Annotated in this window: 18 protein-coding genes; 16 read left to right on the top strand and 2 right to left on the bottom strand. The window is 47.7% G+C overall.

The features are described from left to right. Positions 1 to 23: 23 nt before the first annotated feature. Positions 24 to 968 (bottom strand): methylisocitrate lyase, encoded by a 945-nt coding sequence (gene prpB / locus VDIS_RS09465; RefSeq protein ID WP_013337020.1) that lies wholly within the window; start codon positions 966 to 968, stop codon positions 24 to 26. 95 nt (positions 969 to 1,063) lie between these two features. Here prpB and VDIS_RS09460 point away from each other — a divergent pair, with 95 nt between their 5' ends. The 4 genes from VDIS_RS09460 (at position 1,064) to VDIS_RS09445 (ending at position 4,980) form a co-directional block, all read left to right on the top strand. Beyond that, positions 1,064 to 1,846: a hypothetical protein gene (locus VDIS_RS09460; protein WP_013337019.1), complete on the top strand. Its 783-nt coding sequence runs from the start codon at positions 1,064 to 1,066 to the stop codon at positions 1,844 to 1,846. Between the two features lie 45 nt (positions 1,847 to 1,891). Then, on the top strand, positions 1,892 to 2,650 hold the full coding sequence (locus tag VDIS_RS09455; protein ID WP_013337018.1) for an SDR family NAD(P)-dependent oxidoreductase: 759 nt from the start codon (positions 1,892 to 1,894) through the stop codon (positions 2,648 to 2,650). Between the two features lie 37 nt (positions 2,651 to 2,687). Then, positions 2,688 to 3,158, top strand: a complete 471-nt coding sequence (locus VDIS_RS09450; protein WP_013337017.1) for an MFS transporter — start codon at positions 2,688 to 2,690, stop codon at positions 3,156 to 3,158. A gap of 469 nt (positions 3,159 to 3,627) precedes the next feature. After that, a complete protein-coding gene (locus tag VDIS_RS09445; RefSeq protein ID WP_013337016.1) occupies positions 3,628 to 4,980 on the top strand; it encodes a hypothetical protein in 1,353 nt (450 codons plus the stop codon). Positions 4,981 to 5,337: 357 nt separating this feature from the next. On the opposite strand, the gene VDIS_RS09440 is transcribed toward VDIS_RS09445, so the two are convergent. Continuing rightward, positions 5,338 to 6,411 (bottom strand): hypothetical protein, encoded by a 1,074-nt coding sequence (locus tag VDIS_RS09440; RefSeq protein WP_148678310.1) that lies wholly within the window; start codon positions 6,409 to 6,411, stop codon positions 5,338 to 5,340. Between the two features lie 472 nt (positions 6,412 to 6,883). On the opposite strand from VDIS_RS09440, the gene VDIS_RS09435 reads away from it, so the two are divergent. The 12 genes from VDIS_RS09435 to VDIS_RS09380 all read left to right on the top strand — a co-directional run bounded on the left by VDIS_RS09435 (position 6,884) and on the right by VDIS_RS09380 (position 19,002). Beyond that, on the top strand, positions 6,884 to 7,867 hold the full coding sequence (locus VDIS_RS09435; protein WP_013337013.1) for a cobalamin biosynthesis protein: 984 nt from the start codon (positions 6,884 to 6,886) through the stop codon (positions 7,865 to 7,867). 32 nt (positions 7,868 to 7,899) lie between these two features. Further along, positions 7,900 to 8,571, top strand: a complete 672-nt coding sequence (gene cbiE / locus VDIS_RS09430) for a precorrin-6y C5,15-methyltransferase (decarboxylating) subunit CbiE (protein WP_013337012.1) — start codon at positions 7,900 to 7,902, stop codon at positions 8,569 to 8,571. A gap of 43 nt (positions 8,572 to 8,614) precedes the next feature. After that, the gene (locus VDIS_RS09425; RefSeq protein WP_013337011.1) at positions 8,615 to 9,652 is read left to right on the top strand and encodes a precorrin-8X methylmutase; all 1,038 of its coding nucleotides are present in this window, start codon (positions 8,615 to 8,617) and stop codon (positions 9,650 to 9,652) included. Next, on the top strand, positions 9,642 to 10,373 hold the full coding sequence (locus VDIS_RS09420; RefSeq protein ID WP_013337010.1) for a precorrin-3B C(17)-methyltransferase: 732 nt from the start codon (positions 9,642 to 9,644) through the stop codon (positions 10,371 to 10,373). The genes VDIS_RS09425 and VDIS_RS09420 overlap by 11 nt, the downstream gene beginning before the upstream one ends. Then, a complete protein-coding gene (gene cbiD / locus VDIS_RS09415) occupies positions 10,370 to 11,422 on the top strand; it encodes a cobalt-precorrin-5B (C(1))-methyltransferase CbiD (RefSeq protein WP_013337009.1) in 1,053 nt (350 codons plus the stop codon). Before VDIS_RS09420 ends, cbiD begins: the two co-directional genes overlap by 4 nt. Continuing rightward, positions 11,415 to 12,074, top strand: coding sequence for a precorrin-6Y C5,15-methyltransferase (decarboxylating) subunit CbiT (gene cbiT, locus VDIS_RS09410; protein WP_013337008.1), 660 nt, complete (start codon positions 11,415 to 11,417; stop codon positions 12,072 to 12,074). The genes cbiD and cbiT overlap by 8 nt, the downstream gene beginning before the upstream one ends. A 5-nt stretch (positions 12,075 to 12,079) precedes the next feature. Further along, on the top strand, positions 12,080 to 12,781 hold the full coding sequence (locus tag VDIS_RS09405) for a cobalt-factor II C(20)-methyltransferase (RefSeq protein ID WP_013337007.1): 702 nt from the start codon (positions 12,080 to 12,082) through the stop codon (positions 12,779 to 12,781). 18 nt (positions 12,782 to 12,799) lie between these two features. Continuing rightward, positions 12,800 to 13,600 carry a precorrin-4 C(11)-methyltransferase gene (cobM, locus tag VDIS_RS09400; RefSeq protein ID WP_013337006.1) on the top strand — a complete coding sequence of 267 codons (801 nt, stop codon included), beginning with the start codon at positions 12,800 to 12,802 and terminating at the stop codon, positions 13,598 to 13,600. 558 nt (positions 13,601 to 14,158) lie between these two features. Next, complete coding sequence (locus VDIS_RS09395) at positions 14,159 to 15,277, top strand: ABC transporter substrate-binding protein (RefSeq protein WP_013337004.1); 1,119 nt, start codon at positions 14,159 to 14,161, stop codon at positions 15,275 to 15,277. Continuing rightward, on the top strand, positions 15,262 to 16,311 hold the full coding sequence (locus tag VDIS_RS09390) for a FecCD family ABC transporter permease (protein WP_052885819.1): 1,050 nt from the start codon (positions 15,262 to 15,264) through the stop codon (positions 16,309 to 16,311). The genes VDIS_RS09395 and VDIS_RS09390 overlap by 16 nt, the downstream gene beginning before the upstream one ends. Beyond that, a complete protein-coding gene (locus VDIS_RS09385) occupies positions 16,298 to 17,062 on the top strand; it encodes an ABC transporter ATP-binding protein (protein WP_148678308.1) in 765 nt (254 codons plus the stop codon). Before VDIS_RS09390 ends, VDIS_RS09385 begins: the two co-directional genes overlap by 14 nt. Continuing rightward, positions 17,059 to 19,002 (top strand): ATP-binding protein, encoded by a 1,944-nt coding sequence (locus VDIS_RS09380; RefSeq protein WP_013337001.1) that lies wholly within the window; start codon positions 17,059 to 17,061, stop codon positions 19,000 to 19,002. The genes VDIS_RS09385 and VDIS_RS09380 overlap by 4 nt, the downstream gene beginning before the upstream one ends.

Below are 19,002 nucleotides of genomic sequence, written 5' to 3'. Positions count from 1 at the left end.
AGCATTACCATGTCAGCGTGGTATTAATTCTTCTTAAGCCTTAGTTTACCTGCGAACTCCTTACTCACCCTCTCATTCAGATCCTTATCCCAATTCTCATAATCCCAGTAATGAATAACCTCGTACTGCTCCTGCCTACTAATCATCTTATTAAGCAAATCCTTCTGGGTACCCTTCTCCTTAAGCTCAATCAATGCATCCTTAACGGCTTTCATGGCGACCCTAAAGGTTGTCACCGGGAATATCACGATTTTATAACCCATCTCCTCAAACTCCTTAGCCGTTATATACGGAGTCTTTCCGAACTCTGTCATATTAGCAAGCAATGGCGCCTTAACCTCCCTGGCAAACCTAGCAAACTCCTCCTTACTCTCCAGGGCCTCGGGAAATATTATGTCAGCGCCAGCCTCCACATATGCCTGCGCCCTCCAAATGGCCTCATCAAGCCCATAAACACCTCGGGCATCGGTCCTCGCAATTATTAGGAAGTTTTCATCCCTCCTTGCCTCAACAGCCGCCTTAATCTTCTTAACCATTTCATCAGCAGGTACTACGTGCTTCCCGCTTAGGTGACCGCACTTCTTAGGTAATTCCTGATCCTCGATTTGTATAGCCGAGGCACCTATCGATTCGAACTCCCTAACCGTCCTAACCACATTTAGGGTTTCCCCAAAACCCGTGTCTGTATCTACAATCACGGGTATGTCCACGGCATCCGTAATATACTTAGTAAACCTAACCAACTCATCTAGCGTGAACACACCGAGGTCGGGCAGGCCCAGGGAGCTACTGAAGGCTGCACCAGAGACGTAGAGTGCCTCGAAGCCAAGTTGTTGAATCATTAGGGCAACAAATGCGTCGAAAGCTCCTGGGGCAATAACAATGCCGGGTCTTGACAACCTCTCCCTGAACCAAGCCCTAATTTCCCTCGGGTCTCTTTTGTTCCTCCTTAGCAATACGGCATCCATTATAGCGCCTAATCAATAATCCCTTAATAAGTAATTCCATGATTAGTTGAAACTCAGCTTTATTACCCACCTTGATTCACTATAGTAGTGGCATAATGCGTAATGTTAGATCAATATTTGGTAGAAGGGGTGTACGTAGGTTACCGCCGGATCGTGTTAAGGAGAGACTTGAGATGATTATTGATCTGTCACGTGCCATAGCAGGGAGAGGTTATGTACGTATTACCAATGATTACCTGATCGTGAATGACTGGTCATTATTCACCCGCTATCTCATTAATTGTGTTAATAATGACTGCGTATTAATGAGTATCAAGGTTGATGGCGGACAGGGGAACTCATTGCTCAATTTCCTTGCGAGGGTTAATGATAGGCTTGAGTCTGAGGGTGTGGGTAGGATCATCATTGTCGGCGGCTTTGCCTCAGAACTGTATAGTGGCGGGGTTTATAGGACTGGGGATGTTGATATAATTATTGACTCCAGGGATTCCAAGAGAGCCATGGATATACTCCATGAGGAGTTAAGAAGCATAAACGCTAGGAGGGAGGGTAGGGTATGGGTCAGCGATTATTTTGGTGTGTTAACCCTAGACGTGGTTGGTGTGACATACGTGGGTAGGGTTAAGGTGTTGAGGGTGGGTGATGGGCACGTCTATATTGAGTCGCCTGAGGACAACGTGATTACGAGTCTGAATGCATGCGTTTATTGGTCTTCAGACGCTGACTGCGAAAGGGCCGCGGCGGTTTTAGCCGCGCAGTGGAGTAACGTGGATTGGGATTACCTAATTGATAGGGCTCGGCGTGAGGGCGTTCTTGATAAATTGAATGAGATAAAAAGAGTGATAGAGGATAGGTACGGGAAGAACCAAGAAAGGTGAGAAGGGGGAGGAATCCCTTTTACTGCTGCAGTTAATTCATTAATAATGGGTAGGCTCAAGGATAAGGTTATACTAGTTACGGGGGCTTCCCGGGGTATCGGCAGGGCCATAGCCAGGGCGGTTGCTGGGGAGGGTGCCAGGGTAATAATAAACTATAGGTCCTCAGCCAAGGAGGCCGAGGAATTAATGCTTGAGTTAAGGAGGAGTGGCTTTGATGCATCTGTGATTAAAGCCGACGTATCCAGAGAGGACGAGGTTAAGTCCATGTTTAAATTAATTGAAAGGGATTACGGGGTACTACATGGTGTGGTTAACAACGCGGGCCATGGCTCCGCAACAATCTGGAATAAGAGACTCCGTGAATTAACATGGAGCGATTTTGAGGAGGTAATCACAGTCGATTTAAAAGGTACGTTCCTCTGCAGTAAATTTGGTATTGAGTTAATGAGGGATGGTGGCTCCATAGTTAATGTGGCCTCGATAACAGCAAGGACTGGCGATACCACGGGCATCCCATACTTGGTCGCTAAGTCGGGTATAATAGCCCTCACCAAGTCCATGGCCCTCTCACTGGCGCCTAGGATTAGGGTAAATGCCGTAGTACTCGGCAGTATAGAGACTGGTTGGGTTAATTGGTTAAGTAATGATGAGGTTAGGAAATTGATCAACTATATACCCATGGGTAGGCTGGGCAAGCCTGAGGAGGTGGCTAGGGCAGTGGTTTTCCTGCTTAGCGATGACTCATCATTCATAACCGGGCACACGATCGTAATCGATGGCGGCGAATGCACAGCATGCGACTAAGCACTCCTTTAATAAGTATCCCCGTAAGTGATGTTAAATGCGTAGAGATGTTGCATTGCTAATTGCGTCAAGGGCTATTAGGAGCCTGGCCTTTGGTTACTTAACCTTCGTAATACCACTGTATTTAAAGTCTATTGGATTCTCGGCAGCCCTCATCGGCCTCTACTTCCTTGTTGCCTCAATATCCTCAGCAACCCTGGTACTTGCCTCTGGATTTCTCGGTGACTTAATAGGTAGGAGAGACGCCCTCATCATAATGTCCACCCTATTCGTGATTTCCATGGCCATCTTCAGCACCACTAATAATAAGGCCCTACTCTTCATAACGTCAGTATTCGGCACAGCCACGGGAAGCGCCGGTTTACTTAGCTTCAAAATTAAATTAACACGATATACCTCATCACTCGGCAATGTATTAAACATTAACTACTACAACTACTACTACGCCCATGCGCGAGGAAACTTTATTCATGGCACATTCGTATTGGCTTCCGTGCCTCGTCCATAGTAATTCAATATTAACTCTTGCTCATATGCTCATAATAATAATTAAATTTATAATTTATAAAAAGTTTAGTGTTAATGTTTAGGTGATTAAGAGCACTGTGGTTTCATGGATTCATTATGTGGATTAGCGGCTTTAATGTACTTGTAATATTTATGGCGTTAATGATTAGTGCTGTGGTAACAGTATGACATAATTACTCGCTAAATAACTCGATTAAGCACCTTATTACTCTGTCCAAAGTTACAGCATACTCGCTTACTTATCTCCGCATATACACTTCACCTTAACGGTCTTTGGCTCGTTACTTAGTGCTTTTACCCTTCCTAATTATTCTGATTTATCTATTAAGTACCTCTAAGTGGTAATACTAAAGCACTCCATGCTTCTTTCAATTAAGTACTTAAATTAATTCAGTACCGGTTCATCAGTGGCTTATTAATCACGTTGTGAGTATTACTTAGATATTTCCATGACTCTCAGCTTAAGAATATGCTGGGGTAAAAAGACAAGGGGCTCGGAGAGACTTAAATGCGGTGAGGAGGTCAAAGGCCCTAAAATAATTGAGGAGGTAAATAAATTAATTAATGAGTTTTTAGCGCGAGTCGAGAGGTACAGAGACGTGTTATTAAACGACGAGAACACACCCTTTGATTATGCGATTAATGCTCTGAGTGATTGGTTACTGGAAATCAAGGCAAGGGCTAATAGAGGTGATGATGATATTACTAGGTTGAGGAAGGCGGTATATAAAATAGGCATGAAGATGCTTAAATTGGTTAATCGAACAAGGGAGGGTTGGCTAAAGATTTATCGAAAAGAGCTTAAGGAATTAATTAAAAAGTTAAGAAGCGGTGAGGTGAAGATTGCAATAAGCGGAGATCCGATCAACGCTGCTAAGTCATTCATAGCACACCTATACACGGAACACCTAGCAATTAGTGTAAAAAGGACCGCTAAGTCAGGTAGTATAATAATTAGATTAACCTTGAATAACCTTAAAGGTATTCACATAGATATACCGAGATTCTTTGATGATTTGCTTAGACCAATGCAGTATGGTTTAATGCTCACGGATGGTTCAATCCATGAAAGAGGCTATCCCGTGATGGGCACAAACTACCTCTGGCAGGTCATTGCTTGGCTAATGGCTTGGCCTGGCAAAAATTATATGCGCATACATAGCTTAAACATTAATGAAAATAGCGATGTGAAGATTACGTGGCAATTAATGGCTATCGGGCATAAGCTCGGGAGTAAAGTAAAGATTGCCAAGGAGGTACTCGCGTTAAATAACGATGGATTCACAATGTTTCTGCTCTTCGCAATATTAGGTGATGGTAGCATCAACACCAAGGAAAAGATAATTATGCTCATATTAGGTAAATCAAAGTATGAGTTGTGGAAAGTCATCATCAAAAGAATGATGGATTTAAACTTTAAGGATTACGATAATAAGTATAAGAAAGAAATTAAAGTCTATTCGTCAAGAGCTGTCACTCTAGCTCAGAGTTGGCTTAGTGAACCTAGGGTTAGGACTTTGATTGAAGATCTAAGCCGACTGCCTGATGCGGAGAAGCTTAGGAACTTAATCGAGCTAACTAAAACGAGGATTAAGCCGTTGGGTGGGTCGATGGTTGAGGTCATTAGCGGCGTATGGATGAACACGCACGTGAAAGATGCTGGTCGTGTTGAGTTAAGGATTAAGCGCAGTAGGCTAGAGGATGCGGTAGCGATCCAGGATAGACTTAGAAAAGCTGGCTTTAACGCTAGGTTAAGAGGGCGCTTGGTAATTAACTCTGGGTGTTTATTTATCTCGTCTTGATTTATATAGACTTCGAATTTGCCGTTAGTTTGCGAGGTATTGAAAAGTATGTATGAGGAGACATTAAACGAAAACAACATTAAGAGAATAAAGAAGATAATAGGGGCAATGACTAGGTTTAACTGTCAAGACCGCACCCAAGGCCCATGAGTTTTCAAAAACGAAATTTAATAATTTCAAGAATCAAGAAATTTAAGTCTCAGGGCTTGTCCGTAGGGTTCCGTATGGCCTGGGTAGCACGATAGCAGGCTTGTTAATGGATTATGCAGAGTTTTCATTATCAATGATCCTAGGGCTGAATCCTTTTTCATGTTAATAGAAATCTTTTTACATTCATTTATTATCAACTGAGGTTGTTCATTGTTGTTTTAGTCCTTTCAGGGCTATGAGGTATGCTGATGCCGTGTGTCTGTCTAACCCATACCTCCTCATCACCTCATCATGTTCTCTAGAATTTGATGTACCCTTTGGATTTGCCAGATACACTCTGAAACCGTACTTCATAGCCATAACCAAGCCATGCCGTAACAATTCTCCTTTTGCAAATCTTGCTATCTTGCGATTTGCAATTCTATTCCTGCCAAAAACTCTCTTTTTAACGGCAAACAAATTCTCAAAGACAACAACACCAACACCATGATAGTAGGCATACCTAAGCAATTTCGAGAGTGCTTCAAGCCTCCTCGTCTTGGCTTTGTTTCTTGGGAATCCATGTGATGTCACCTCCGGGAACCACGCGGTCTTGGTGTCCCTTATCCTCCCGTACTTATCGACTATCACCATGTTTATCCTATCGCTGTTCAAGTCGAATCCCGCAACGAGGCTTCCCCCAGCCTCTCCCCTCTTAAAATGCTTTAGATAGAGTTCTAGTGGTATTGAGATGTGGAGGTATATCCTCCCGCTTCTGAAAACAATTCTAGCCCCATAGCTAACCCTCTTCTGCCTAGCAAGCTCCACCAGTTCTGCAACTAGCGGTAAGTACTCTCTGCCGAATAAAGCTTTGAAGGTGAGCCACGAGCCATCGTAGGGATACTTAATCTTGACTACACCTACGGACTCTAACCTAATGTTTCGGTTTCCAAGCCTAGATGCTTCACCATCGCTTACAATGAAAAGCCTCTTTATCTTAATATGCCTTGGATTGCCATTGCTATATTCACATCCTTCTACAATTGCCTTTGCAACCTTGTACGCTGAGTCACCATAAGCCTTGTTAAGCATTGACCTGAGTTCCCTGAGGATAGAGTTAGCATCTATGCCTTTGGCTATCATTCTTGTGGCGTAAAGTACCGCTTTCTTGAAATCATATGCCAGCCTAACTAACTTCATGTAGTCCTCCGACGAAATGGGGACTAGTCTACCGATAACGGTAACATACTTTATAAGTAGTGTTGCATCAACCACATCATCACTCATCTGGTACTGTGACACGTATTATCACCTCTCTCCTATGTAGATGTTGCATCTTCGAGCTGAGCCCCTTCGGAATGTATATGCACAGCAGTCCGTGGCTCGTTTTCGAAATCCTAGCGTGAAACACGTATTCTTCAGGCATAATTCTCTACACCACGAAAAATTACTACAGAAAAACTTATAAACTTTTCTGTAAAAAGTGATATTATAGCAGGGATGAACCCGATGAACTAGGTGAGGGGGACCGTGGCATGAACCGCTCTTCGCCGATGGGAGCCACGCTCCCGCAGGCGGGGGCAGGGGATGGAAAGCCGTGATGAACCCGAGGGTGGTCAAAACCACTCCCGGGCAAACGGTAGCATAGCATTGCTTGATCCGGTACTTTACTACGTGTTCTTTAGGCGTTATGATAGTAAGTGAGTAGTTAGGCGTTATCTATTAATTCCGGCGTGTATTTATAAGCTTATAAATAGGATTGCTATCCTATATCGTGTCTATCCTGGAGAGATTATGGAGGGGTGTGCTCATTGTTTATGCAAGCGATTCCGGTGCTGATACTGCCAATAGGCTATTTAGGTTGTTGAGGGGGACTGGCGTGCCGACGGCGATGATCAAGTACGACGGTGATTTGGGTAGGTACTGGGACTGCTTTGACGCCATAGTCCTGGTGATGGCGTTGAGTGGTGCCGTCAGGCTGGTCTGTAAGTATGCTAAGTCTAAGGTTGCGGATCCAGCAGTGGTTGTGATTGATGATGGGGGTAGGTACGTAATACCCATATTGAGCGCCCATTGGGGCGCCAATGAGGTTGCTGAGGCGATTGCCAGGCTAATGGGGGCTGAGGCCGTGATAACCACAGCCGCCGAGTACATGGGCGTCACAAGCATTGAGGAGTTGGCTAGGCTTCTTCATTGTGACATTGTTAATACCGAAGAATTGCCGAACTTCTACTCGGCGCTCCTTAGTAATAAGCCCATATGCATCATTGGCATTAATGAATTGCCAAGGGAGGTAAGGGGCAGCTACGTGATTGGGGTTAATGCAGGGTGTGAGTACATCATCACTGTGGGTGAACCCCATCAATCGTTAGAGGGCATTAGGATGCTGCGGTGTGTGCCGTATAAGGTAATCATTGGGGTTGGGCTTATGAATGAGGCCGGTATTAATGAGGTAATTAAGGCCATAAGAACTACATTGAATAGGCTCGGTATTGGGGCCGACAGGGTCTTGGCCGTAGCCTCAATAAAGCCGAGGGTCGGCGAGGCGGCTAAGGCATTGGGCCTACCCTTTAGGTTAGTAAGTACCGATGAATTGGAGAGGGTAAATCATGGGTGCGCCACACCGCCGAGTGACGAATTAAGGAGGTTAGGCGTTAGGGGTGTTGCCGAACTCGCTGCATTAGCTGCTGGAGGTACCTCACTGCTTCTTAGGAAGATAGTTATTGGGAGGGTCACGGTGGCCGTAGCGAGGGTCTAACGCTTAAAAGCTGGGCATATAACAACGCTTGAATGCTGTACATAATCGGCGTGGGACCTGGTGACCCGGAGTTGATAACGGTTAAGGGCCTTAACATACTACGCTCAGTTAACGTGGTGGCCGGCTGGGGCAGCGTGCTTGATAGATTCAGCGAGTACTTAATCAATAAGAGGGTCATAAAGCTCAGCTATAGGGATGAGGCTGAGGGCCTTAAGGAATTGATAACGAGCGCGGTTAATGAAGACGCGGCACTGCTCATGCATGGGGACCCCTCGGTGTCGGAGTCGCAGTTAATGGCGAAGGTCACGTGGCTATGCAGGGAGTACGGAGTTACCTACGAGGTTGTGCCTGGGGTCTCCTCGGTAAATGCGGTATTAGGAATGCTTGGTATCGACCTGGACTCCTCAGTGTTAATATCACTACATGTGAGGGGTTCTCTAGACGATAGGCTTGAGGAGCTTAAAACTATACTAAGGGTGCTGAGGAGGTACATAATTGTATTACCGCCCCCATACCCACACGGCCCACTGCTCATCGCTAAGGCACTACTAGACCTGGGCTGCGACCCCGAGGTCACAATAATCGAGAAAGCCACATACAATAATCAAAGGATTACGAGGACCAGGGCCTCAGGCATGATAAGTCTAGGCAATGAGTTTAGTGATTTAACGATCATGGTGATACCACCCTGCAGTCGTGATTAGTAACTCTTTTAAATAGGATTTTTATCCAGGTTTTAAGTAGGATATGGATCCTACATCGATACTCGTAGTAACCCATGGATCCCGCAGACCTGAATTCCTGGATTGGTTTAATGACCTAAAGAATTATCTTGAGAATCGACTTAGTGGCTTGGGTTTAATGACTTATGTAAGTATTGCCCATAATGAATACTCAAGCCCCAATTGGAGGGATGTGTTGAGGGAGCACCTAAGCCGTGGTATTAAGCGCATAATCATCGCATTGGCATTCCTAGGCCCGGGTAATCACGTGGTTAGGGACATAATGGGGTCCTTAAACATTCAGGAATTTAATAAGTGGGTTAGGGCATCATGGGGTGGTTACGAATTTGAGGCCTACGTTACCAAGCCACTGATTGACTCCATACTCGTTAGAGAGGCGTTGCTTTTAAGAATAATCAATGCCCTGGACATACCCACGTACTTGACCAGGTACGTCATGAGTCCCGAAGAAATTGAAAGGAACAGCATCAATAGAGTGATTGAGTTAGTACGTAGGGAACTTAATACTGATGATCAGGTACTCATTAGGCTAGTGGCAAAGGCTGTGTTCGCCACGGGCAATCCAGCCCTTGTTAAGTACGTCTATGTCGACCCAAGGACGCCTGACGTGTTTAAGGAATTAATAAATAACGGCGTCACGGTGGTTGCCGATACCAAAATGGTGATGGTAGGCCTTAGATGGGGCAACACGGTGACTTTAATAGATGATGCAGAGACCACTAAGTTAGCTAATGAGCTCGGCATCACGAGGGCTGCGGCGTCAATGAGGATAGCACTAAGTAGGTACAAACCCGCAATACCTATTATTGGCAATTCACCCACAGCCCTCGTTGAGGTACTTAGGTTAATCAGGAAGGGCGTCGAGGTCCCCATGGTAATTGCAACACCGCCAGGATTTACCAACGCAGCAGATGCTAAGGAGGAATTGATCAAAATCGGGATACCAAGCATAGTCGTGAGGGGCACGTATGGGGGTAGTAATGTGGCTGTGGCCATATTCAATGAATTAATTAGCATGGTAGGGAGGAGACATGGTTGGTAGGCTTTACGTAGTCGGCATTGGGCCAGGAAGCCCTGAGCTAAGAACTGTGGCTGCAATTAACGCCATCAGAGAGAGTGACGTGGTTATTGGCTATAATACGTACGTAAATCTAATCAGTGATTTAATCAATGGCAAGGAGGTTATTAAATCAAGAATGCATGAGGAGGTCATGAGGGCTAGGCTAGCTATCGAGAAGGCCCTCAACGGCCATGTGGTATCGCTGGTGAGTGGTGGTGATCCCCAGGTCTATGGGTTGGCGAGTCTCGTCCTTGAGTTAGTAAGTAAGGAGGGGCTCGACCTGAGACCTACCATAATACCAGGAGTTACAGCGGCCCTTGCGGCAGCCGCCAGATTAGGCGCGCCCCTCAACATGGACTTCGCAGTCATAAACCTAAGCAATCTATTGGTTAGTGATGAGGAGATTATGATGAGGATTAGGGCAGCCGTGAGCGGCGACTTCGTGATTGCCCTGTATAACCCGATCAGTAAAGACGTGCTTGTTAAGGCCATGAACCTAATATCCATGTTCAGAGGCGCATCAACGCCAGTAGGCATAGTCAGGAATGCCTATAGGGATAGTGAGTTCGTGCTAACGACAAACCTAGGTAGCTGGATGAGGTATTTGGAGGCCGTGGATATGAATACGACATTAATAATAGGTAACTCAAGAACCTATGTTTACAGAGGGTTCATGATAACGCCAAGGGGCTACAGGGTATGAGTGTGATTGATTACTTTAAACGCTTTGGTATAACCACGGGGGCTGCCGCCGCGGCGGCCGCGAAGGCGGCGGTTATGGCATTAATTAAGGGCGTAACACCCAATAGTGTTACCATACCAACACCCGTCGGCCTCAGGCTTGAGGTGGCCGTCGATAGGGTCTTCACGGAGGGCGGCTATGTATGTGCTGATGTGCGTAAAATCGCCGGTGATAACCCCGACAAGCTGGATAACGCCGTGATCAGGGCCTGCGTGCATCCAATAGGCGAAGGGACAATAAGGATTGTAGGTGGGCGTGGCGTGGGTAAGGTCGTGAGGCCAGGCTTAAGCATTCCTATGGGCGAGTCGGCCATTAGCCCCACGGCTAAGCTCATGATTGAGAATGCGGTTAGGGAAGTCGTAAGCTCGGGTGTTGAGGTAATCATTGAGGTGCCCAACGGTGAGGAGTTGGCTAGGTTCACGATGAATGAGGATGTCGGTATAATCGGTGGCATATCCATACTCGGGACGATGGGTATCGAGTGGCCCGTAAGTGATGAATCCTTCATCCAACACATAAAGGCTCAATTAATGGCTTTGAGGAGGGATGGTGATGGTGTGGTGATCGCCTCAGGCAATAGGGCTGTTAACTTCGCCAAGGCCATTTACGACCTATCTGTGGTCAAGGTCGGCGATTTAGTAGGCGCCTCGGTTAGGGAGGCCATTGGGCTGGGCTTCCGTAAGGTAGTCGTGGCGTTGTTGCCAGGGAAGGCCGTTAAGCTCGCGGCCGGTTTACTAAACACGCACAGCTCAGTTGGTGATGCGAGAATCGAGACAATCACCTGGGCCGCAGTAATGGCTGGGATTAATGGTGAGACCCTACGTAGGATAGCCTCCTCTAAAACGGTCGGCGAGGCCTTGCATTACCTAGGCAATGCCGCGGGTAAGGTTATGGGGATAATAGCCGAGAGGGCACTTACCAGGTTAAGGAAGCTGGGCAATGCTTCCCTCGAGATTGTGATATTTAGCGATAATGGTGAGGTACTCGCGAGGGTTGGCGACCATGAGTAATCCCCTCTGGCGGTACGTAACCCCTGGAATACCTGACGAATTATTTGAACGTGTCGAGGGAATCCCAATGACTAAGGAGGAGGTTAGGGCGTTAGTGATTTCGAAGCTTAGGCTGAGGGAGGACTCGAGGGTGCTGGACATAGGTTCGGGAACAGGTTCAGTGACTGTGGAGGCTGCCTTAATGGCGAGGAGAGGCCTCGTTTACGCCATTGATAGTGATGAAAATGCCGTGGAACTCACGCGGAGGAACGCCATTAGGTTTGGTGTGAGTGATAGGGTCATTGTCATACATGGTGAGGCACCTGAGGCATTAAATCAAGTGCCTGGTGAGGTGGATGCCGCGTTCGTAGGTGGTAGTGGTGGTAAGTTGAGGGACATAATCGTGGGCGTGCGTGGTAAATTAAGCGTGGGCGGCCGCCTAGTAATTGATGCAATAACCCTGGAGAACGCATCGCTGGCCCTGGCGACCATGGCCGAGTTAGGCTTCGTGAACGTGGAGGTCACAGAAGTCGTTATAGCCAAGGGCCTGAGGACTGGCGTTGGCACCGTAATGCTCTCGAGAAACCCAATATTCATAATAGCTGGCGAGAAGAATATGTGTGGGCGGGTATCCTCGGTGGTAAGCATTAAGGATGCCATTAAGCAGCGGTGATCAGAGTGGGCAAAGAGCTTAGTAATGAAGTGCCTAAGCTATACGTCATTGGGTTGGGGCCTGGCGATCCAGGATTAATCACGGTCATGGGTGCCGAGGTACTTCGTAAAGTTAAGCTTGTGTTCATACCCTACTCCACCAGCAGCAATAGGAGTTTGGCGTACACCATAGTCAGTAAGTACATTGACCCAGACACCCAGGTGGTGTTCCTCGGTTTTCCCATGATTAAGGAACCAAGTAAGGAGGTATTAATGGGGAATGCCAGGGCCATATGCGATGGGTTACGTAGGTATGGTAGTGCGGCATTTGTGGTACTTGGTGACCCATCTCTATACAGTACCTTCTATAGGATTAAGCCATTCATTGACTGCGATTACGAACCCATAATTGTGCCTGGGGTCTCCTCAATAATGGCGTGCGCTGCCAGGGCCGGTGTTAATTTAGCGGTTGGTGATGAGTCGATAGTCATACTCGTGGGTGACGACATCGAGGGCTTAATGAGGGCTATGGGCTTTGCCGACACGATAATAATACTCAAGGGGAACGCGGACATGGGCAGGGTCGCCTCGCTACTTAGGAATTATGGGTATTCCGTGACCTACGCCAGGCGGTGCTATATGGATGGTGAGTTAATAATTAATGAACCAAGTGGTGAGTTGCCTAGGGACTACTTCTCACTAGTCATAGCTAGAAGGATTTATAAGTAGGATAATGATCCTACATCGATGGTTGGGAAGGTGGTCTTCGTTGGGGCCGGGCCTGGTGATCCGGAACTCATTACCGTGAAGGGTATGAAGTACCTGCAGCAGGCCGACGTAGTTATTTACGCGGGCTCCCTGGTAAATCCGGAGGTGCTTAGGTGGGCTAGGCCAGGCGCGGAGATTCATAATAGTGCTTCAATGACGCTTGAGGAGATCGTGGACATAATGATTACCAGGGCCAGGGAGGGTAAGCTGGTGGTTAGGCTTAAGTCGGGTGATGCGAGTATATACGGCGCGCTACTTGAGGAGATCATCGCGCTTAGGGAGGCCGGCATACCGTATGAGGTGGTGCCTGGGGTCACCGCGGCGTTGGCCGCGGCCGCCGTGCTGGGCATTGAGTTAACCCTACCCAAGGTTGCCCAGACCCTAATCATAACCAGGGCCTCGGCTAGGGTGCCGATGCAGGGCTCAATAAAGGACTTCGCCAAGGCAATGCTCATAGGCGCGACGATGGCCATATACACCGGTGTTCACCTAATCGATAAGGTGGTTAAGGAGTTGAGGGAGGCCGGCGTGCCCGATGATACGCCAGTCGCGGTGGTTTACAAGGCGACGTGGCCCGACCAAGTGATAATTAGGGGAACACTGTCCGACATCGCCGAGAAGGTCAAGAGGGCTAGGATAACCAAGGACTCCGTGATAATAGTGGGTAAGGCCGCAGACCCGTCCATCCTGGACACGCCGGTAAGATCGAGCGTCTACGACCCAAGGCACACCCACAGCTTTAGACCAAAGCCTAAGATTAACAGCGTAGACACCGAGTAAAACGGTGGACTAAGGCATGAAAAGCTCAATACATGTCATTGTAATAAGTAAAAACGTGAACATGGCATTAGCTAAAGCCGAGATAAATGGAGTTGGTTCAGAGCCTTGCGGATGCAAGCTTAATGAGGTGATGTACTAATAAGCACAAGATCACTTGGGGGAATCATTAAGTTTAGCTTATTGTATGCTAAATTAAGCCTATATGGTGGGGAGGGTTACGTAGTCACAGAGATAATTAACGACCTACTAATCGACGTATCATAATTAACCCAGAAACCAGAGCATTGAAAAACAGGCCTAACAGCCGTATGGTAGTTATAAAGCTCAGTAATGATTAAGGACCAAACCTAATTATTAATTACACAATGAACAACGCAAGTCATTTTCTAGCATTAACAGTTCAATAAGCCCACAAACACTTTACATGCTGAGGTTGCAATCATGGATTAGTCGCTCGAAATGACTGCTGTAAATTAAGGAGTAAATTTACGGTGATATAATTGATAAAAATTCTGCGAATGGAAGGGCTTTTAAATAGGATGCTTATCCTACTACGTGATGTCGGGCGTCATGTCGAGGATGGGTAAGGTAACTGCAGCATTACTCACAATAATAGTGGTGGCAATAGCCCTTATAGCGACAATAACACTGTATGAGTGGAGTGCGCATAAGTCTGTAACCCGAGTCGCCTCTTACGTCTATTACTCATCGCCCAATTTCGAAATCGTTAGTTACAATGGTACCTCCATTACTGTTGAGAATTATGGGTCTAACGTAACCATGAAAATACCCGTCAAGAGAATCGTGGCCGACAACACCGTCGCCATGCAGATACTAATCGATATAGGGGCTGGAAACACGGTGGTGGGTATTGAGGGCTACGCTAAGGAGCTTCCCTGGCTCTTTGGGAACTTAACGACACTACCGGCCGTGAGTCAAGGAATGTGGTCATGGAATTACGAGGAGATAATTAACCTAAAGCCCAACCTAGTCATAGAGTGGAGCTACGGTGTCCAAACAGTAAGAGGTAAGCTAAGCCCATTTGGCATTCCAGTGATTGGTTATGGACCTCAGGATAACCTATCATCATTCATATACCTCCTCGGGCTAATCACCAACCACACTGGCAATGCCGTGAAACTAATCGACTTCATTAACAATGTGCACCAGGTATTGCAGAGGGGCTTGAGTAAAGTTCCCACCAGGTATAAGGCCTACGTAATCTTCGATTACGAATACAGCTTATGGTTCACATCAGGCCCCTCTGGAGACCCGTATTGGGCGGCCGTCAATGCCGGCCTACAGCCATGCTTCAATAAGTCAATGCAGGTTGAGCCTAGTGCCGTGCTCCAATGTAACCCAGACGTCATAATCGCAGTGACGTGGAGTTTAAACCCGCATTCACTGAACACCACGGCCTACTGCGAATCAATAATTAACTCAATAAGGAGCAACCCAATACTCAATGCGACTAATGCCGTTAAGTACGGCAGGGTCATCGTGATACCCGGCTACCTAACCGAGGGGCCGCCGCAGTTAATAGTCTCGTTATACATAGCTAGCCAGGTATACCCTAGCGCCTTCGCTGGCGTTAACGCCACTCAATACCTTAACCAATACTTCGAGGAATTCCTAAGGACTGCCGAACCAGGTGGTACTTGGTGGTGCAGTGGATGAGGTGGGGGTTAATAATGGCCAGCGGCTTAGCATTATTTCCGTTAATAATTCTTGATGTGGTGATCGGGGCCTATAGAGTTAATCCCATTGTTGCCTTGAAGGCAATTATTGATGGTATTGACCCCGTATTCGGTGTTCCCCACGATACGTACTTAGTGATATGGCAAATAAGGCTTCCCGAGACTTTAGCATCGCTACTACTTGGCGCGTCACTCGCATCCGCAGGCGCCATGCTGCAGGGTATTCTTAGGAATCCGCTGGCGTCGACCTACACACTCGGCGTCTCCGCAGCCGCGGGCTTTGGGGCTGCCGTGGCCATACTCCTCGGCGCCGGCTACGTCGTTAGGTATTACTTACCCGTGATAACGGAGCCGTACCTAGTAATTATTGGCGCATTTATAGCGGCATCAATAGCAGCACTACTCGTCTACTTCCTATCCTTCATTAAGGGTGCGTCGCCGGTCACGATAATACTGGCCGGCGTAGCCGTGATGTTCGTGTTTAGCACAGGTACTTCGTTAATCCAGTACTTCTCTGGCAATCCAGATGTAAGTCACGCCATCGTCATGTGGATGCTGGGTAGCGTAACTAACGTAACCCTCAACTACATACCCTACATGTCCCTGTCACTACTTGCAATACCATACTACGTACTCATTTCATGGAGACTAAACGCGCTTAATTTAGGCGATGATGTCGCCCATAGCCTCGGTGTTAATGTCAGGAATACGAGACTGGCCGTAATGCTCGTGACGGCATTCCAGGCAGCGGCTGTGATAAGCTTCGTTGGTTTGGTGGGCTTTATCGACTTAGTGATACCAAACATAATGAGGATACTCATTGGTAATGACAATAGGTACCTAGTGCCAGCCTCGGCACTCATGGGTGCTGACGTTGCTGTACTAGCCGACGTGGTCTCAAAGGCCCTAGTGCCGCCATACGTGATACCCATAGGCGTTGTACTTTCAATGATCGGCGCACCATACTTACTGGCCATCGTCATATCAAGGGGGACCCAATATGGTTATGAGTAATGACGTGCTTGAAGTAAGGAATCTTACGTGCGGCTACGAGAGACCGATAATCAGGGACGTAAGCATTAACGCTAAAGATGGAGAATTGGTGGCATTAATGGGGCCCAACGGTGCCGGTAAGTCCACATTAATTAGGTGTATTCTGGGCATGGCTAAGGTCTTCAAGGGCTTCATTAGGATCAACGGTAGGGATGCATTGAGGATGAGTAGACGTGAAATTGCTAGGCTCGTTTCCTACGTACCGCAGAATTACGTAGTCACGTACCCAATCGAGGCATTCCACGCTGTCCTGCTGGGTAGACTGCCGTACATGGGGCTTAGACCAAGCAAGTTCGATGTTGATGTAGCCATTAATGCCATGAGAAGGCTTGGCATTGAATACTTGGCTAATAAGATGATTAATAGGCTTAGTGGTGGCGAAGCCCAACTCGTTCACATAGCTAGGGCCATCGCGCAGGGAGGTGTTTTAATGCTTCTTGATGAACCGACGAGTAACCTAGACCTCAAGCACCAGGTTATGGTAATGGAAGTATTATCGAGGATAGCGCGTGAGGATGGAATTGCAGTATTAACTGCAATGCATGACATAAACCTAGCCCTTAAGTATGCGGATAGGATTTACGTGATGCACAATGGTAGGGTAATCGCTGAATTAAGTCCAGGCGATGTCAGCCCAAGCATTATTGAGGAGGTGTACGGGGTCAAAACCACGGTGATTGAACATAACGGTAGACCGGTGGTGATCGTATGAGCCGTCGTGTTACCTTTCCGTTCCCCGCCATCGTGGGGTTGGATAAGGCTAAGTCGGCCCTTCTCGCCGTCGCTGTTAACCCATTAATTGGCGGTGTCCTGCTTAGGGGTGATAAGGGTACTGGGAAGACCACGCTAGTTAGGTCCTTTGCGGATGTGCTGCCTGAGGTTGAGGTGGTGGCCGACTGCCCATTCAATTGCGACCCACGCGATCCGCAACTGATGTGTGACTCATGCTATGCCAGGTACCAGAGGGGTGAGAGGTTGCCGGTGGCGATTAAAAAGATGAGGGTTATTGACCTACCCCTCTCAATAACCGTCGATAGGCTTGTCGGCACGCTGGACATCAAGAGGGCAATAACGGAGGGCGTGAGGGCACTCCAACCTGGCCTTTTAGCTGAGGCTAACAGGAACATCCTATACATTGATGAGGTTAACCTACTCGATGATTACATAATCGACATACTCCTGGACGCAGCCGCCTACGGCTGGAACGTGGTGGAGAGGGAGGGCGTGTCCGTCAAACACCCGGCCAGGTTCATACTAGTGGCCTCCATGAATCCCGAGGAAGGTGAACTCAGGCCTCAACTTCTCGATAGGTTTGGCCTCATCGTAGATGTAGAGGCTCCCAGGGACCCGGAGGTGAGGGCTGAGATTGTTAGGAGGGTTGAGGAATTCAATAGGGACCCCGAGGGCTTTTACAGAAGGTGGGAACCTGAGATTAAGAAGATTAGGGAAGAGATTAGGAAGGCCAGGGAATTGGTGAAAAGGGTTGAGATGCCTGATGACCTACTCAAGACCCTAGTTGAGACTATAATTAAACTGGACATAAGGACGAGTCGCGCCGAGATAGTCACGACAAGGACCGCTAAAGCATTAGCGGCGTTGGAGGGGAGGACTAGGGTCACCATGGAGGATTTACAGAGGGCCATGGAACTTGCACTACCACATAGGCTCAAGGCCCGGCCATTCGAGAGGCCTAAACCACCGATACTCCCTCAACCATTGATTAACGATAATAACACACGGAATGAACAACCAGGGCAAACACCTAACCAGCGAGGTGGCATGTTGAGGGATGGCATGAGCACGGCACAAGATGAACATAGCAATGCAGGTACTGGAGGTAATGTAGGCGGTGTGGACGGTAATTCCAGGAGGTATGGGGTAGCTAGCGTGGGTATTCCAGTGGAGTTTAGGAAGGAGTTCATACACGCTGGAAGCCATGGGCTGGGGTCAAGGTCCTCCTTCAGGAGGATTGTTGGTCAGCCCCACGGTATTCCATACATGTACCTACCAATTAGTAATAAGGAGGGCTCGGCTGATGTTGATTTAACGGCATCGATCGTGCACGCAGCGCTTAGGGGTGCGGGGTTGCCGATTAAGGTTGATTGGGGAGACCTAATGGTTAGGGTTAGGAGGGTTAGGGCCCCGAGGATCTCGCTGATAGTCCTTGACGCCAGCGGTAGTATGAACTTCATGAGAAGGATTGAGGTAGCAAAGGGACTGGTGAGGAGAATAGCCGAGGAGTCTTACGTGAAGAGGAGTTACGTAGGTCTCATAAGTTTCAGAGGCCGTGGCGTGGACGTGATTATCGAACCAACGAGGAATTACTGGCAGGTATTAAGTACTCTAGAGGGGTTACCAAGCGGTGGCGCGACGCCGTTATCTGCGGCACTCGCCTGCGCCGTTGACCTAATTAAGAGGTTGGGCCTTAAGTTGAGGGGTGATTACTGGGTCTACGTCATAACTGACGGTAAGGCCAACGTACCTTTAATGAAGGATGTCAGGGAGGAGCTCGAGAGCTTCATGGTCGAGTTAAGTAGGTTGGCTAAGGTGGTTATTTACGATACAAGGCCGCAGTTGATTTATGACCCATCGATAACGTACATTGACGTACTCAGTAAGTACGCGGTGGATACTGTCAGGGTTGGTGACTAA

The organism is Vulcanisaeta distributa DSM 14429 (assembly GCF_000148385.1).
In the GTDB taxonomy this organism is placed as follows: Archaea; Thermoproteota; Thermoprotei; order Thermoproteales; family Thermocladiaceae; genus Vulcanisaeta; species Vulcanisaeta distributa.
This window is presented reverse-complemented; position numbering and strand designations above follow the sequence as displayed.

Bases quoted from the DNA above. Each gene is read 5' to 3' on its own strand.
- VDIS_RS09460 (WP_013337019.1), top strand. From the start codon at position 1,064: ATGCGTAATGTTAGATCAATATTTGGTAGAAGGGGTGTACGTAGGTTA.
- VDIS_RS09420 (WP_013337010.1), top strand. From the start codon at position 9,642: ATGGTTGGTAGGCTTTACGTAGTCGGCATTGGGCCAGGAAGCCCTGAG.
- cbiD (WP_013337009.1), top strand. From the start codon at position 10,370: ATGAGTGTGATTGATTACTTTAAACGCTTTGGTATAACCACGGGGGCT.
- cbiE (WP_013337012.1), top strand. From the start codon at position 7,900: ATGCTGTACATAATCGGCGTGGGACCTGGTGACCCGGAGTTGATAACG.
- VDIS_RS09450 (WP_013337017.1), top strand. From the start codon at position 2,688: ATGCGTAGAGATGTTGCATTGCTAATTGCGTCAAGGGCTATTAGGAGC.
- VDIS_RS09445 (WP_013337016.1), top strand. From the start codon at position 3,628: ATGACTCTCAGCTTAAGAATATGCTGGGGTAAAAAGACAAGGGGCTCG.
- VDIS_RS09455 (WP_013337018.1), top strand. From the start codon at position 1,892: ATGGGTAGGCTCAAGGATAAGGTTATACTAGTTACGGGGGCTTCCCGG.
- VDIS_RS09380 (WP_013337001.1), top strand. From the start codon at position 17,059: ATGAGCCGTCGTGTTACCTTTCCGTTCCCCGCCATCGTGGGGTTGGAT.
- cbiT (WP_013337008.1), top strand. From the start codon at position 11,415: ATGAGTAATCCCCTCTGGCGGTACGTAACCCCTGGAATACCTGACGAA.
- VDIS_RS09425 (WP_013337011.1), top strand. From the start codon at position 8,615: ATGGATCCTACATCGATACTCGTAGTAACCCATGGATCCCGCAGACCT.
- VDIS_RS09395 (WP_013337004.1), top strand. From the start codon at position 14,159: ATGTCGGGCGTCATGTCGAGGATGGGTAAGGTAACTGCAGCATTACTC.
- cobM (WP_013337006.1), top strand. From the start codon at position 12,800: ATGGTTGGGAAGGTGGTCTTCGTTGGGGCCGGGCCTGGTGATCCGGAA.
- VDIS_RS09385 (WP_148678308.1), top strand. From the start codon at position 16,298: ATGGTTATGAGTAATGACGTGCTTGAAGTAAGGAATCTTACGTGCGGC.
- prpB (WP_013337020.1), bottom strand. From the start codon at position 968: ATGGATGCCGTATTGCTAAGGAGGAACAAAAGAGACCCGAGGGAAATT.